The following is a 15,730-nucleotide window of genomic DNA, read 5'->3' as shown; positions in this document are numbered from 1 at the left end:
GATTTTAACGAATATCTAAAAAACCTTTTAAAACGCCAATCGTTTCAGGTGCATGCATTCTCGCACTTATAAAAGGGAATTCCGGACTTCCTTCAAACATCATTTGCGATGTTAACGGAGCACCTACCCAAAAGATTTCATCATCAATACATACAAATGGGAGTGATTTATTTTGCCTTTGTACTCTCACATTTTTTAATGGAATTGGTCCATCGCTATAGATTGTTACTTGCGCTGTTGTACGCATTAACGCCTGCCATACCCTTTTATCTACTTGTCTTGTACTTGGAAGCGAAATAATAATTTTTTGTTTTGCTGACAGAATGTCTTTTAATAATGCTTTCGTCTCTTCCAAATTCATTTGCATAAACCATCTCAAGCGTTTTGTAATTTTTCGTTCTAACAATGGACGCGATGTTGTACGATCATATACATTTCCGTGTCTTTCTATGTGAGCAGTTAAGTGAGATAGCGCTTGTTTTCTAGAAAGGTTTTTCCGCATATACTGACAATCCGATAACTGAATCAACTTCCCTCTTGCCCTTGATACTGCAACGTTTACAAGACGATGATTCTTATGATCAAAGAATAACACGCCAGGGCGCTCTTGCGGATAACTATCTACCGTATCAAATATCATCATGTCTCGTTCAGATCCTTGAAATTTATGAACTGTCGCTGCTAGAACAGGTGTATTTCGATACTTTGTTTTTTGCAATACTTCTCTTATAAATGTTGATAAGAACCGAGACTGTGCCCGATATGGCGTTACAACTCCAATCGATTGCACCCCATCTAATAATCCAATTAAGATCATTTGCATTGCAACTAAACCGGACATAATATTAAAACGAGAACCAGAAGCGGCATCTTTTAAAGAATAAGCTCCCATTAAACTTGTATCAAACAGAGCTGTCGCTTCATTTGCAAACGGCTGTAATTTCGCTAATTCTTGCCTTGCCGAAACAGAAGGATGGTCGAACACTCTATTCTTATAAATAAACGAGTTTGTAAATTTAGATATATCTGCATGCATACGTCTTTGTTCTTGCAGCATAAATAAATTCGGATGCTTTTCATAACTATTTACCGATTGCACAATCCCCGCATGATAAAACATATCTTCCCCGAGCCACTTTCTAACAAGCTCATGATTTGCCATCGCAATTGGAGGTAACTGTAAAAAATCACCACAAACGACAATTCGCTTACCAAGAGAAGCAGCTAATGCGATTTGTGGCACATATGCCATACTCACTTCATCTACAACAACTAAGTCAAATGTTCGTTCATAAACAAGAGAATCAATTGCGCATTTAGATAGCGTTGCACCAATTACCTGTGCATTTTCAATATATTCTCTTTCTACCTCTTTAATTTTCGCTCTTTGCTTTCTGAGATCGCCTTCAATTTCTTGTATGCGTTTCTTATCAGAAGCAGTCGCCTTATAAGATAAGATTTTTTGACGTAAATCTTGGCGCATTTCCTCTAAATAGAGCTTTTCTTCTCCCCATGACACATTCGTTGTTTCCACTAATCTAGAAGCAAGCAACGTTTCATGGTTACGTATATGTTCATGTTGACTAAATCCATACCGGACGATTTCTCCTGGTGTCCATTTTTCTTTCTTTTCGATTTGCTTTGTTACTTCACTCATTAATACATCAACTGCCGCATTACTGTGAGCAAGTACAAGTACTGATTTTCCTTTTTGATAATGAGCCGAGATAATGCGTGATAAGTTATAAGATTTCCCTGTTCCAGGCGGTCCCCAAACATATGTTGTCGGATTATAAAAAGAACGATATGCAAGTTCATTCTTCGGATTTTTCATCTTTTCAATATGCTTTGGCGCACTCTTTCCATCCAAAAGACGTTTTACACGCTGACGCTTTTGCTTATCTTTTCGAACTTCTTTCAACCGCTCTTGTAATTGCTCTAATAACTGCCATGGTTCACTATATAAAATCGCTTCTCTTATTTCGCCTTGTATATAATCATTTAATTTCAGTTCGATTTCTAATCCATGTACAGATAGCACTTCTCCTGTTGCTTCCTCACCATCAAATTCAATTCGGATTGGTGTACCATCAGGTAAGCTTACTTCCGAAATAAGCTGAAATACATAAACTGTACTCTCATAATCTGTATATAAAAAACGGCCATTTATAATCGATAATTTACTGCCGCCTATCGTTTTCCAATGTTTAATCTCATATGCTAACGCCTGATGCCACTCTTTCATCGTTTCCGTTAATGAAGGAGTTTGCGAAGTTGTATTCATATAATAATCTCCTTCCTTCTCTCCAAACATACTTTCTCACTATATCATATAACACGCTAAAATTTGTAAGGTTTTTATCTCGCTTATTTTCTTAATTTTCAATATTATGATACATATGAAATTTATGGAAATAAGAAATCAATATGCCAGTAAGAAGAATAGAACACGTTGGAATCATGGTTTCCAACTTAGAAACATCTATTTCATTTTATGAAGAAGTAGTTAGACTAAAACTTATCAAACGTATGGGACATCCAAATCCAAACTTACAACTTGCTTTTTTAGGTGTAGAAGAATCACAAGAAACAATTTTTGAATTAATTGAAGGCTATAACCCTTCTCTTCCAACAGGAGGAAAAGTACAACATATTTGCTTCAAAGTAGATTCATTGGAAGAGGCAATTGAAACATCGCCTGATGGAACACGTTACATTTTCTTCTCTGGTCCTGGTGGGGAATGGATTGAGTTTTTTGAGACGGGGAGGTAATTATACTTCTTTTCATTCATAGCCAATAAAAAATCAGCACCACATATTTCGGTGCTGATTTTTTATTTTAGGAAAATAGCGATGTATTCGCATATAAAGCGGGTGAACCACCTGAATGTACAAATAAAATATTATCTTCCTTCTTAAATGTACCTTTTCGGATTAAGTCTATCAGTCCAGCTACTGCTTTCCCTGTATATACTGGATCCAGTAAAATTCCTTCTGTTTTTGCTAAAAGCTGAACAGCTTCTACCATTTCAGGTGTTGGTAAAGCGTATCCTGGCCCAACGTATTCATCAAAACATGTCACGGCCTCACGCGGAATACTGTTTAGAATACCAACATGCGCTGAAGTTTCTTGCACAAGCTTCCATACTTTTTCTTCTTGTTCAGCTTTTCCGCGGCTCACATTCATTCCAATTACCGGGATCCCTGTTTGTCTTCCATAAAATCCAGTAATCAAACCAGCATGCATGCCACCGCTACCACTTACACAAACAACCGCATTGAAATCTATCCCTTGCTCAAACGATTGAGCCATAATTTCCTCTGTACATGCAATATATCCCATTGCACCAGTAGGATTGGATCCTCCAACTGGAATGACGTATGGTGTATGCCCTTTTTCAGTTACTTCTTTGGCCACTTTTTGCATCTCATCCATAAGGTCAGTTCCGTTTGGCACAACGATTACATTTTCAGCACCTAATAAATGATATAAGAAGTAATTCCCATTAAAGTCTGGTTTTTCTTCTGGTTCAAGTCCTTCTTCTAATACAAGAATGCATTTCATTTTCTCTTTTACCGCAGCCGCTAATGTTAATCGGCAATGATTGGACTGAATACCGCCAGCAGTAATTAACGTATCTGCACCTTTCGCCTGTGCATCCGCCACAAGGAATTCTAATTTTCTTGTTTTATTTCCACCAGCTGTTAAACCAAGTAAATCATCTCGTTTAAAGTAAATAGAAGGTCCTCCTAGGACTTCAGAAAAGTGATTTAATTTTTCGATTGGCGTATATAATTCTGTGTATTTCTTTCTAGGAAACTTCGCTAAATTCATACTAACTCTCCTTATTTACTCTTTATCTAAAATTAAAATGGTAATTCAAATATCCATCAAGCATTATCTGTTCACTAATCATAACTCTTACACTTTTATTAGAAAAGTCTTCAGTAACCAAACAACCCTAATGGATTTTTAGCCTGAATTATTTTCAGGAAACATTTCTCAGTATACTTGATTCATCGTAGTAAAGCGACTCTAATGATTTAAAAAACATGATTTCCCCTAACATTTCACTCACTTTTTTATAAACGCACAAAAAAGAGCTTTATCATAACATAAAAGCCCTTTTTATATAGAAGATATACATTATTACTTTCATACTACTTTTCTAAACTATTTATTAGCTGAAAAATGAACAATCTGTGTTAAACCTGGATGTAAATTCATTTCTCCTTTATCGCGCACATATACCGTTTGATCCCTTTCAAATTTTGGAGGATTCCCCGCATTATATGTATGCCCTTCGTTTGTTCCTTCTATAGAATATTCCATGTACTCTGTTGCACCGACAAGAATATTCTTTTTATCATCAGCTATTACATCGAGTTCCATTTGCGTCATTTCCCCATCATGAATAGATCGCTTTATCACGCTTCAGACAGCGTTCGCAAAATAAAACTGTGCCCAGAGAGCAGCATTTAAAATCCACGATATAACATGTCGGTAAGTTATATCCCTTAATAGGGGACGTAAGGTTTGATGAGGGGAAACTCGAAATAGGTTTCCTTGCTTTATCTTTGTTAACCTGTTAATAAGGTACTTTTTCTTTTTATCACTAATTTATACACTATAAAGACGCAAATTCCAAAGATAAGAGTTGAACAGGCTGGTAAAATCTTATCATTTGGCACGTATACGCTCCAAAAAGAATTCATAAGTGCATGGAAAACTAGACACATAAAAATACTTTTAGTTGCATTATAAATTGTAGTATATATGAAGGATACGGCAATTATCGTGATTATAAAGTATATAAAGTTTATTTGAGTCTGGTTAGTGCCTGGAATGAACCATAACGGCAGGTGCCAAACAGCCCATATTATGCTCACAATCATGGTGCTTAAAAATGAAGAAAACCTTTTTTGAAGTGCAGGTTGCAAGAATCCCCTCCATCCGATTTCCTCAACTCCACCACCAATAATCATTATTGGAAAATTAAGTAATGCAACGTATAATGGCTTTTGCATCGTTGCCCCACCAAATAGCGTTGGCAGATAACAGGTAATAAAAGCTAGAACAATGATCAGAATATACCATGCAAAATGATGTTTAGCGTTAACAATGTTTTTGATAAAAACTCTAAACTCCTCTTTTGATCCATATTTTTTCTTTAAACTAATTGCACTAATTGCTGGCATGATACCTCCGAAAACAAACAATATCATTGCTAATGGAGTACCGAATGTGGTAATGTCCCATTTTATCAAGCTAATTAATAGTCCCCAGAGTATCCATGTAAATATGAACGTGCATATTAAATATCGTTTCATATCATTATTCATATACCTATCCCTCTTTGTCGTGATTAGATTTTAAAATGAATATAGCTTGGTACATAAAAAGATTTATATGTATTGTAAACGTTTATTCCTACTGTATCTTATAACTTTTGAATATGCGTATCTTTAAAATCCGTTTGATATTTAAGACCATATCCGAACAGACGATCCATTCCAATATGAGCTGTCCAAATTAAGCCGATCATAAGAGTCACATCTGATTTTAGAAATAAGCCAATCAAAATCAGTAATATTGATACTATGTAAGTATGAAACAGGTTATAAATCTGCGCACCAATACGATTATTAATAAGATATGCTAGCATTGAAACATCAGGTACTAAAAGCAACAAGAAGAATATGAACCAGCTAAATTCATTTAATGCATATATATAAATGGTCGCTATTAAGACAATAAGCCCTTCCATATGTATGATTTTTTTCTCCATATTTTATCCTCCTCCTCTATAAAAAAACGGAATAATAAGACTATTATAACATTTAATTCCAAAACCAGTCTAAACGAATTATCATGTACAAAAAAGCACAGGAATCCACCCTGTGCTTTTTCTTATAATACCTATACTAACTTTCCGTCACGTAATGTTAAAATACGATCACATACATCCAGCATTCTTTCATCATGCGTAATCATAATTGCTGCTTTTTGACTTTCTTTCACTTCTCGTTTCATCATTTCGACAACTTCGCGTCCGCGTTTTGAATCAAGGCTTGCTGTTGGTTCATCCGCTAATATTAAATCCGGATTATTCATGAAAGCACGAGCAATTGCAACCCTTTGTTTTTCTCCGCCAGATAATTGATTTGGATAATGATTTTTTCTCTGAGATAGTCCAAATGCAGCTAACAAATGATCGACACGCTTTTCAGATTCTTTTCGGTCTTCTTTCTTTAATTTTGCAATGTAGAGTAATTGTTCTTTTACATTTAAATAGGGAACAAGATTTGCAAACTGAAAAATGAACCCGATTTTTCTTAAACGAATATCTGTCATTTCCTTTTCTGATAAACGCGTAATATTTTGTTCACGAATGTAAATATTTCCTTTTGATGGTGATAATAAAGCACCAGCAATTGATAACAAAGTACTTTTCCCTGATCCAGAAGGGCCAACAATACCGATAAACTCTCCCGCCTTCACATTAAGTGAAATTGGATGTAGAGCAGTTACCTCTGTATCCCCTTCTCCGTACACTTTACTAACTTCCTCTAATTTTAATAGCGATGTCATTACATGCCACCTCCAATTGCTTCTAGTGCATCAACTTTTAATACCTGATATAAGGAAATAAGTGTTCCAAGAATACTAATTACAATAAAGATTCCTGCATATTGACCAATCATTGTCGTTGTTAATAAAAACGGCATGCTTTCTGGCAATATTCTTTGCAAACCTTCTACGAGTACAATACTTATCGCCATTGCGACAACAGATAGGAATAATGCTTGCACAACTAAACTATTTGCTAAATACGAATTTTTTGTTCCAATCGCTTTTAGTACACCTAATTGTTGTGTTTTTTGTAGTGTAATGACATAGAAGAACACACCGATTAATAAAGCAGCAATCACAAGCAAGAACGCAATAATCATTGTTAATGTTCCTTGTTCTTCTTTATACCCTGGGATACTTTGAAGAACTTCTTTTTTCTCAATCACATGTGCATTTTTCACTTCTTTATCCGTACGAAGTGCAATTGCACTATAGTCCTTTTGATTTGGCTGCGCAATTTGTCCCCATACATCTTGATTCACATAAACAACAGGTGTGTGACTAAACATTTGATCTTTCGTAAAGCCAACGATTTTGAATTCTTTTTTAGAAACAGGATCGATAATTGTATCTCCAATATCTATGCCTTTTTCTTTAATCGATTCGTCAGCAACCATTTCATCTTGTGCTGTTCCTAATGCGTTCCCTTGTACAATCTTTGGTTCCAAGAACGTGTCACGTTCGCTTGCAAAAATCGCAATATCAACCTTTTTTGAACTATCCTTCTTTTCATACGTAGAAACTTTCACATGAAATGGCACAGCATCGTTTGCATCTACTTGCCCTACTACATCATCCACATCTTCTTTCTTTATTTGTGAACGGAGTAATTTATTTTCCGCATCATCTGCTAATACAAATTTTGTTGCATCCATATTTTGAATGGAAGAGGCATTATCATACGATAAACCATTTGCTAACCCAGAAATTACAAGGACTAAAAATGATAATAAAACCATAATAAGCCCGATTAATCCATATCTTAATTTTGATTGTTTTAATTCACGTAGAGCTAAAAACATTTCGCTCGCTCCTTCCTCTTTCTTTCTTTCTTTCTATGTACTCATCTTAAAAAAGAAATATGAACGGAATATGAACAAAAGATTACAGAAAAAATGGACATATTAAAAAACCGAAATTTTTTACTGCTATTTTTAGGAAGAATTTTCACAAACATCGGGGATAGCTTGTATTACGTAGCAGCGATGTGGCTCGTATATAAACTTGGTGGCAATGCCTTTCACACGGGTTTAGCAGGTTTTGTTACACTATTACCTTCTGCGTTTCAATTTCTTACTGGCCCATTCGTTGATAGATGGTCAATAAAAAACACTCTCATCATTACACAAATTTCACAATGTATTCTAATTCTAATCATCCCTATTACATACTACTTCGACATGTTATCAATCCAACTTGTACTCATCATTATGCCAATCGTAGCTTTTATTGAACAATTCACATATCCCGTACAAACAAAGACTTTACCTCTTCTATTGAATAAAACACAATTATTAAAAGGAAATTCCCTCTTCTCATTTTCCTATCAAGGGATCGATTTAATTTGTACTGCTGTTTCAGGCATCCTAGTAGCAAGTTTAGGGGCTATTGTTCTATACCTCGTAGACTCCTTCACATTTGCCATTACTGCACTGTTATTTAGTTTATTAAATATACCAGCTCATAAAGAAGATGCATCTTCTTTTGACAAAAGCTAAATCTGCCATTATCATCAATTCGAACTTATTTATGGGAGTGATAAAGATGAAAATTTATGTTGATGCAGATGCTTGTCCGGTAAAAGATATTATTATCTCTGAAGGTACGAATGCTGAAATTCCTGTTCTCCTTGTTACTAGCTTTTCTCATTTTTCTAATGCGGAACAACCATCAGGGGTGGAAAAGATTTATGTTGATTCTGGAGCAGATGCTGCAGATTATCGGATTATGAAGTTAGCAGCAAAAGGAGATATAATCGTTACGCAAGATTATGGTCTTGCTTCGCTAGGTTTAGCAAAAGGATGTACGGTTCTTCACCATAATGGGTATAGCTATACAAATGAAAACATTGACCAATTGTTGCAAACACGTTATTTGAGTGCAATGGCTCGAAAAAGCGGAAAGCGTACAAAGGGGCCAAAACCATTTACATCAGAAGATAGGGAGAAATTTAGGGAGCTTTTTAAAAGAGCGATTTCACTTTAAAAATGAACCGTTCATTTTTAAGGAAAACCTAGAAAAATAATATTGTGACAAGTATTTCAGTTCTTTTTTTAGCCTTACACTACACTCACGTAAGTTGTTCTTTAGGAATGTGTTTAGGTATACAACTGCATAAAATCTCTTTTACTTTTTCAATAATTTCCTCTTGTGAACAAATTGTATTCACACTTCTTCCCCCTCTTACCTTTACATATCGATGTAGATTTCGTTCATGTTTTTCAACCATATCCTCACGATTATGTTGTTTAGCTACTTCTACAGCCCTTGTTGTCGTTTTAATGTGCAACTCATATTTTTCAATATCTAGCTCTGAAAATCCAATCGCCAAGCCTTTGCAAGGATTACCACTGTTGCATGTCAAACAAGGTGGCGCTTCCATATGTGGACAATCTCCTTTCAATCGTGCATGACATGTTCCATAGGGATTGTCCATTGCATTTAATTTATGCTCTTGCCAGAGTGCTTGTAATATATCCTCAGGGATATATTACAAGCATTAATCTTTTGCACCTCACATAAAAAAAGATGGTGTAGTCGGCTGGGTAGCAAAAGATATTTTTCGTTAAAATAATAATGGACTTTTTAAAAGCTCGTTCAAAAAAAGAAGATAGCCATCTCATATATAGGTGGCTATCTTCTTTTTTTCGTATATTAGCTGGTCTTCCGTCAGTGGGGATGAAAAAATCACTGATAGAAGTTTCACTTTATATGAAAGGAATATTCCTACTCTCAAATGGATAGTCATATGTGCGACTTCTATTTCAATTTCTGTTCAATCTTATCATGTATCAATTCGATTTTTTCAGGCAGTATAAATAAATATTCGACCAGGACTTCCAATAATTCTGTTAATAAAACAATCATTTCATCGTCAATTTCTTGCTTTAGTTCAAGCATTTCATAAAAAGGACTGTCCGGATGAACAAGGTGGCCAATATTTTGGATCGGTTTCGTTAAATCAACATGTTTTGGAAATTGCTCGAATTGCTGGCAAAGAGACTGCCCATTCGTTTTCTCCCCAAGGAAATGTTTGAGGACACCTTCAAGAACTCGTTTTGACATTACTGCAGTAGCAGAATGATCTTTTGACTGACTGATATTTAAGGTAGAGCGATATGATCTGAGAAGGTCTATAGGGATTTTTTGGTTGTGTTCGAGTTGATGTAAAGGATCTTTTGAATCTGAAGGATTATACATAAAGATGTCTACTTCATTGATTTGATCTGAACAATTATGAAACATAATGACAAACTCTGATGGTTTTTCACATTCAGAACAAAGCCCTTCTGCGAATAATCCTCTTTTTTTCACTTGGTAAAAATTTGCTTTCAACGTAAATTCACTTGATTTACCGCAATTCGGACATTGGCTTTTAATATTTTTTGGTATTTTTAAATATCCATACTGGGTATAAGATAAAATGGCTCCCGGCAATATTTTTTTCATTTAAACCTCCTATGAAACGCAATCCTAATTTGTAGCTTATATAAATATTCCTGATAACTACTCAGTCACCCTATGAAAATATAAGATAATTGGAGAATTTTAATAAAAAAATATGTTTATCTGTTTTATCACAAGATGTAGTAGTATTGCACATGTCTTTGTTGCAGCAAAAAAACAGACCGAATTTTAGCCTGTCAAACTCCTAAGTCAAGGGTATAGCCGAATTTTATGATTGGTGATACAAATTTCTTCGTTGATATAAAAAGTATAACTTTTAAAAAAATGTTTGCAAGATGTAATATATGGAACAGAAGTTATTGGTAATTCGCGTATGTAAGGTAAACAAATGGGAACGTTTGTTGAATAGGTTTTATTGAAATGATCAATCTTTATTCAAAATGGTTTTTTGGATTAGCTACTAAATAAGATTTGGTGACTTCTTTCTTGATTTTAAGTTTTGATAAAGTAAATGTTTTTTCTTTTGAACCCTTCTGAGAGAATTCCTTATTCTTTCAGAAGGGATAAACAAACGCTAAAATATTTTCTAACTTTTTCTAGATCGTGATTGATATTTTGAAGTTCGTTTTACTTCCTTCATAATCATGGTAAGATGACTCTTATACAGATTCGTTAATCATCTTCAACCTTCGCTTTTCTAATCCCCATTTGGTTCTACTCCTCAACGTAATCAATTTATACATAAGCTTATTCACATTCTTTACTGGCCTAACTTGGTTCTTTAGTTCAATAAGAAAAAACCTTGCATTACAACAGTGAACTATACCCTTGCTTCCCACAATAACTAATTCCTTAATAAACCCCTTTTTAAATCCTCAAATTCTTCTTTTACAATAGCCGCAAGCTTTTTGAGAATCAGAGAAGCTGTGACGGTTCCATTACGAACAGAGCTAGTTAATCGTAATAAGTCATCCCAATTTTCTCTTATTTTCTTTGTATGAATTGTTCCGCCAATCATAAATTCTAGATGTGGTTGATTTACGGGCTTTCCAAAAGTATAAATTTTATTTTTACTAAACGTTTTAATTCTAGGAGCAAATCGAAATCCTAACATATGACACATGGCAAAAACGTGATCTACGAAGCCTGCTGTATCCGTATAATGTTCTTCAATTTTTAAATCTGTTTCATGATACAGTAGGCCATCAATAATATGGGGCGCTTCTTCTGAAGAACTAATAACTTGTACATAAAATGGGGCGTATTGATCTCAGATATGTGTATAAAAACTTAATCCTGGATCCCTACCATGTTTTGCATTTACCTATGAAATTTGTGTCGCATGCTCTATGTAATATACAACTAGCAATACTAAACATAATAGAAAATGACGTACCCCTTTCCAAATGGCTACTTCCAACAATCTACCTCAAATGATTTACATATTTTCTTTTAGCATTTTTATCATTTTATCCTATAAAAAAAGACTGATTTAAAGATTTCCTCTTCAAATCAGTCCTTCTCATTATTTCGGTAATTCAATTCGAAACGTCGTACCTTCTCCTTTTACACTCTCCACTGAGATTTCTCCATGATGCAATTCAACAATTTTCTTCACAATGGATAAACCTAAGCCACTTCCTTCTACATTACGAGCCCTTGCTGTATCCACCTTATAAAATCGATCAAAAATCCGACCTACTTCTTCTTGTCCCATACCAATCCCGCTATCTGAGATTGAAATCACTACACTCGTTTCTAATTCTTCTACAGCAAATCCAATCGTTCCACCACTATCTGTAAACTTAATACTATTTGTAAAGATATTTGTCCACACTTGATGAAGTAAATTTTCATCGCCTCTTACATTTATGTTAGGTACGTCAAATTCAACCGCTATGTCTTTTTCACGCCATTTCCATTCCAACATAAAAATGACATCTTTCATTTGTTTATGCACATCAAATTCTTTTATTTGAAGAACCTTTTCCTCTTTATCTAAAGAAGCAAGCGTAAGTAACTGCTTACATAAACTAGACATTCGCTTACTTTCGCCCTCAATAATTTGTAAATAACGTTTTCTTTCATCTTCTGTCATCTTTTCTGACTGTAGAGTTTTAGAAAAACCTTGAATCGAGGAAAGTGGAGATTGAAATTCATGAGACACGTTAGAAACAAACTCTTGTCTCATTTGATCTAACTCTTTTATACTTTTTATCATTTTTTTAAAACTCGTAGATAATGTTCCAATCTCATCTTTTCGCCCTTCTTCTAATTCAATATCATATTCACCATTCGCAATTTTTTGCGTCGCTTTTGTAAATATGCGAATCGGACGAACGATATACCGCGCTGCGATTGCAATAAAAATGATACTTAATACAACAATAAATCCAAGCAATACCGCTAAGAAAATCCTCATTTCGCCGAATTGTTGCTGAATATCAGGACGAATAAATAAGGCATATTGCTTATCACCATGTTTCAGCGGAACCCCTACGCTATTAATTAATTCATTATCAAAAAAGCCTGTTATAAATAGACGAGTTGGATAGGTAGAAACACCATTGTATGTTTTCCCTTGTAAGACTTTGTCAATGGTAGCATCACTAATCTTTATAGTCCGAAAAGCATTTCCAATTCGTTTCCCCTGTTTTTGATCATCTACTACATAAATCTCATAACCTAATTTCGCAATAGAATGTAAATACTCATCCTTATTTTCCTCAGTCTGTTTTTCATATAAATGTTTTACTTCCTCGGCGTAACGTAAAATCTTTTCACTATTATACGGTTTTAATTTTACTTGATAATAAACATTGGTTAATAAAAAACCAATGATGCTACTAAGAAGCATAATCCCAATAGTAATCAATGCAAATCTAGAATAAAGTGACTTCATCTTATTTCAGCTCCAACTTATAACCAAGTCCACGTACCGTTTTAATTTGAAAATCATCTGTTCGTTTTGAAAAACGATCTCGAAGACGTTTAATATGAACATCGACTGTCCGTTCATCTCCTTCAAAGTCCATCCCCCAAACAAGTTCAATCAACTCTTCTCTTGAAAACGTTCTTCCAGGATACCCTGCAAGTTGTGATAACAATTCAAATTCCTTTAAAGGAAGTAAAATCGTTTGGTCATTACATTTTACCTCAAAGCTTTTTCTATCAATCGTTGTTCCGTGAAGCGTGATAACGTCCGCACTCAGCTTTTGATAACGACGAAGTAAAGCTTTCATACGGAAAATAACTTCCGCTGGTTCGAATGGCTTTACAATATAATCATCTGTTCCTGAAATAAATCCTTTTTCTTTATCCACCAATTGATCTTTAGCAGTTAATAAAATAACAGGTATATCATGATACTTTCTAATTTCTTCGCACAAAGTATATCCGTCAATAAATGGCATCATGATATCGACAACGGCCAGGTGAATATTTTCTTTTTCTAATATGGATTGCGCTACCTTTCCATCCTCAGCTTCAAAAACTTTATAGCCTTCCTTTTGTAAGTGGTAATGTAATAATTCTCTAATATGCCCGTCATCATCCGCTAATAAAATATGTATCATATTCATTAAATCCTTCCTTGTTTATCCTTCTACACTATTACATTAAGAAACAATTGTGTTTTTTGCAAGAAAAAGCCCGCATTTAAAATTAAATATATACAAATATTAATAAATATTACAAATTAAAACCTACACCTTCGATTACCAAGTAATTTTCGATACAGGCTCTTTTTTATTCACCTGTAGTACTCCGTTAGTTAAGCTGTCCTCCCTCTTTGTAGGAGTCAAAAAGAACGAGCAAGACGGAATCCAAGGTCATCAATGCAAAATGACGGATGGCTACGATTTCATAAATTTCATCACATCTAGAACCATTAGATCAATACAAAAATCACGTTGTTTTTGTAGATAACTACCTGTTATCCATTCATACAGCACAGGTACTACACTATAGAAGATGAAAATGGATAGAATGTGTTCATACTATTTTATGGTTGGAAGAGGAATTTCAATCAACTACGGTACTTTAGAGCCTATCCCTTAGTTGAAGAAAGAATAGTGTATAGCGTATTTTCATAAGTCGTCAATTATTACTATGGATCTTTAATTTGTACTTATAGTTAAAAAAGATAGTAGGGATATTCAATCCTTACTATCTTTACTCTTACTATTTGTATGTCTTAAATTTGATCTGCTGTCTTTTCTCTATTCTAAAGAATGTATAAAAAGGCCGCTACGAAGCTTCGGTTCAAACCAAGTGGACTTTGGTGGCATAACTTCCCCCGCATCGGCAATTGCTAATAAATCTTCCATTGATGTAGGATATAAAGCAAACGCTACTTTATAATCACCACGATTTACAAGGCGCTCTAGTTCCTCTAAACCTCGAATACCACCAACAAAATCAATGCGGCTATCTGCACGTGGGTCGTGAATTTGTAATACTTGACTCAATAAGTGATCTTGTAAAATAGAAACATCTAAACGTTGTACAACATCATGGGCATCAAATGTTTCTTCTTTCACAGTTAGTTTATACCACCCCTGATCCAAATACATACCAAATGATTTTGGTTCAGTTGGTTTATATGGAGATACATCAGCTTTTTCCACATAAAAATAGTGTGAAATTTGCTGTAAAAATTGGTCCTGTGATAAACCATTTAAATCTTTCACAACACGATTATAATCCCAAATTGATAGTTCATCATGAGGGAATAAAACAGATAAAAAGAAATTAAATTCTTCTTCTCCTGTATAGTTCGGATATTGTTCCCTACGCATTAACCCAACTTTCACAGCAGATGCTGATCGATGATGTCCATCTGCAATATATAAGGAAGGAATCTCTTCGAATGATTCTACTAATGCAGAAATCGCATCAATTTCTGCGATTTTCCATATTACATGCTCCACACCATCATCCGTAGTAAATTGATAAATTGGCGTGTGATTTTCTTGCCAAGTTGCAATTAACTTTGTTACGTCTTCTTTCGCACGATATGTTGAAAAAATCGGACCTGTATTCGCATTACATATATCAACATGACGAATGCGATCTTGTTCTTTTTCATGACGGGTCCGCTCATGCTTTTTAATTGTATTATCAGTATACTCGTCGATTGATGTACAAACGACAAGCCCAGACTGTGTTCGCCCTTGCATTGTTAATTGATAAATATAAAGACATGGCTCTTCATCTTGAATCAATACTTCTTCTTGCATTAAACGTTGTAGGTTTTCACTTGCCTTTTCATATACGCTATTATCATATGGTGAAACAGCCGGATCTAAGTCTATTTCAGCTTTATCAATATGTAAAAAGGAATATGGGTTTCCCTTTACAACTTCTCTTGCTTCTTCACTATTTAACACATCATACGGCAGTGCTGCAACTTGTGCAGCTTTATCAGATACTGGACGAATTGCCCTGAATGGTCGAATTGTCGCCAAA

The 15,730-nt window shown here is 34.7% G+C and carries 12 protein-coding genes and 4 pseudogenes; 3 read left to right on the top strand and 13 right to left on the bottom strand.

Going from position 1 to position 15,730, the window contains the following annotated elements; genetic code table 11:
* Positions 1-4 precede the first annotated feature (4 nt).
* Positions 5-2,314 carry an AAA domain-containing protein gene (locus MHH45_RS01715; protein ID WP_033671851.1) on the bottom strand — a complete coding sequence of 770 codons (2,310 nt, stop codon included), beginning with the start codon at positions 2,312-2,314 and terminating at the stop codon, positions 5-7.
* 113 nt (positions 2,315-2,427) lie between these two features.
* Between MHH45_RS01715 and MHH45_RS01710 the strand changes: the two genes are divergently transcribed.
* Positions 2,428-2,772 (top strand): VOC family protein, encoded by a 345-nt coding sequence (locus MHH45_RS01710; RefSeq protein WP_016131725.1) that lies wholly within the window; start codon positions 2,428-2,430, stop codon positions 2,770-2,772.
* Between the two features lie 67 nt (positions 2,773-2,839).
* Here the strand turns inward: MHH45_RS01710 and MHH45_RS01705 are convergent, their stop codons facing one another.
* From MHH45_RS01705 to MHH45_RS01680, 6 genes and pseudogenes are all read right to left on the bottom strand, one after another.
* Positions 2,840-3,835: a D-cysteine desulfhydrase gene (locus MHH45_RS01705; protein ID WP_016115337.1), complete on the bottom strand. Its 996-nt coding sequence runs from the start codon at positions 3,833-3,835 to the stop codon at positions 2,840-2,842.
* Between the two features lie 339 nt (positions 3,836-4,174).
* Positions 4,175-4,426, bottom strand: a pseudogene (locus tag MHH45_RS01700) (DUF4073 domain-containing protein); the annotation flags it as partial.
* A 155-nt stretch (positions 4,427-4,581) separates the two neighbouring features.
* Positions 4,582-5,343 carry a CPBP family intramembrane glutamic endopeptidase gene (locus tag MHH45_RS01695; protein ID WP_016115339.1) on the bottom strand — a complete coding sequence of 254 codons (762 nt, stop codon included), beginning with the start codon at positions 5,341-5,343 and terminating at the stop codon, positions 4,582-4,584.
* A 98-nt stretch (positions 5,344-5,441) separates the two neighbouring features.
* Entirely contained in the window at positions 5,442-5,789 is a 348-nt protein-coding gene (locus tag MHH45_RS01690; RefSeq protein WP_016115340.1) for a DUF4260 domain-containing protein, read from the bottom strand.
* A 131-nt stretch (positions 5,790-5,920) separates the two neighbouring features.
* Positions 5,921-6,592, bottom strand: coding sequence for an ABC transporter ATP-binding protein (locus tag MHH45_RS01685; protein WP_016115343.1), 672 nt, complete (start codon positions 6,590-6,592; stop codon positions 5,921-5,923).
* The gene (locus MHH45_RS01680) at positions 6,592-7,656 is read right to left on the bottom strand and encodes an ABC transporter permease (RefSeq protein WP_016115344.1); all 1,065 of its coding nucleotides are present in this window, start codon (positions 7,654-7,656) and stop codon (positions 6,592-6,594) included. Before MHH45_RS01680 ends, MHH45_RS01685 begins: the two co-directional genes overlap by 1 nt.
* A 93-nt stretch (positions 7,657-7,749) precedes the next feature.
* On the opposite strand from MHH45_RS01680, the pseudogene MHH45_RS01675 reads away from it, so the two are divergent.
* Both MHH45_RS01675 and MHH45_RS01670 read left to right on the top strand, forming a co-directional pair.
* Positions 7,750-8,337, top strand: a pseudogene (locus MHH45_RS01675) (MFS transporter); the annotation flags it as partial.
* Between the two features lie 61 nt (positions 8,338-8,398).
* Positions 8,399-8,839, top strand: a complete 441-nt coding sequence (locus tag MHH45_RS01670) for a YaiI/YqxD family protein (protein ID WP_016114898.1) — start codon at positions 8,399-8,401, stop codon at positions 8,837-8,839.
* A gap of 85 nt (positions 8,840-8,924) precedes the next feature.
* Here the strand turns inward: MHH45_RS01670 and MHH45_RS01665 are convergent.
* The 6 genes and pseudogenes from MHH45_RS01665 to MHH45_RS01640 all read right to left on the bottom strand — a co-directional run.
* Positions 8,925-9,370, bottom strand: a pseudogene (locus MHH45_RS01665) (hypothetical protein); the annotation flags it as partial.
* A 243-nt stretch (positions 9,371-9,613) separates the two neighbouring features.
* Positions 9,614-10,303, bottom strand: coding sequence for a hypothetical protein (locus MHH45_RS01660; RefSeq protein ID WP_016115347.1), 690 nt, complete (start codon positions 10,301-10,303; stop codon positions 9,614-9,616).
* Between the two features lie 841 nt (positions 10,304-11,144).
* Positions 11,145-11,585: pseudogene (locus MHH45_RS01655) on the bottom strand (Tn3 family transposase); the annotation flags it as partial.
* A gap of 201 nt (positions 11,586-11,786) precedes the next feature.
* The gene (locus tag MHH45_RS01650; protein WP_016115349.1) at positions 11,787-13,163 is read right to left on the bottom strand and encodes a sensor histidine kinase; all 1,377 of its coding nucleotides are present in this window, start codon (positions 13,161-13,163) and stop codon (positions 11,787-11,789) included.
* Position 13,164: 1 nt separating this feature from the next.
* On the bottom strand, positions 13,165-13,842 hold the full coding sequence (locus MHH45_RS01645) for a response regulator transcription factor (RefSeq protein ID WP_077293979.1): 678 nt from the start codon (positions 13,840-13,842) through the stop codon (positions 13,165-13,167).
* 639 nt (positions 13,843-14,481) lie between these two features.
* The gene (locus MHH45_RS01640) at positions 14,482-15,729 is read right to left on the bottom strand and encodes a DUF1015 domain-containing protein (protein WP_016115351.1); all 1,248 of its coding nucleotides are present in this window, start codon (positions 15,727-15,729) and stop codon (positions 14,482-14,484) included.
* Position 15,730 lies beyond the last annotated feature (1 nt).

This window comes from Bacillus sp. FSL K6-0042 (assembly GCF_038006685.1).
GTDB lineage: Bacteria > Bacillota > Bacilli > Bacillales > Bacillaceae_G > Bacillus_A > Bacillus_A pseudomycoides.
This window is presented reverse-complemented; position numbering and strand designations above follow the sequence as displayed.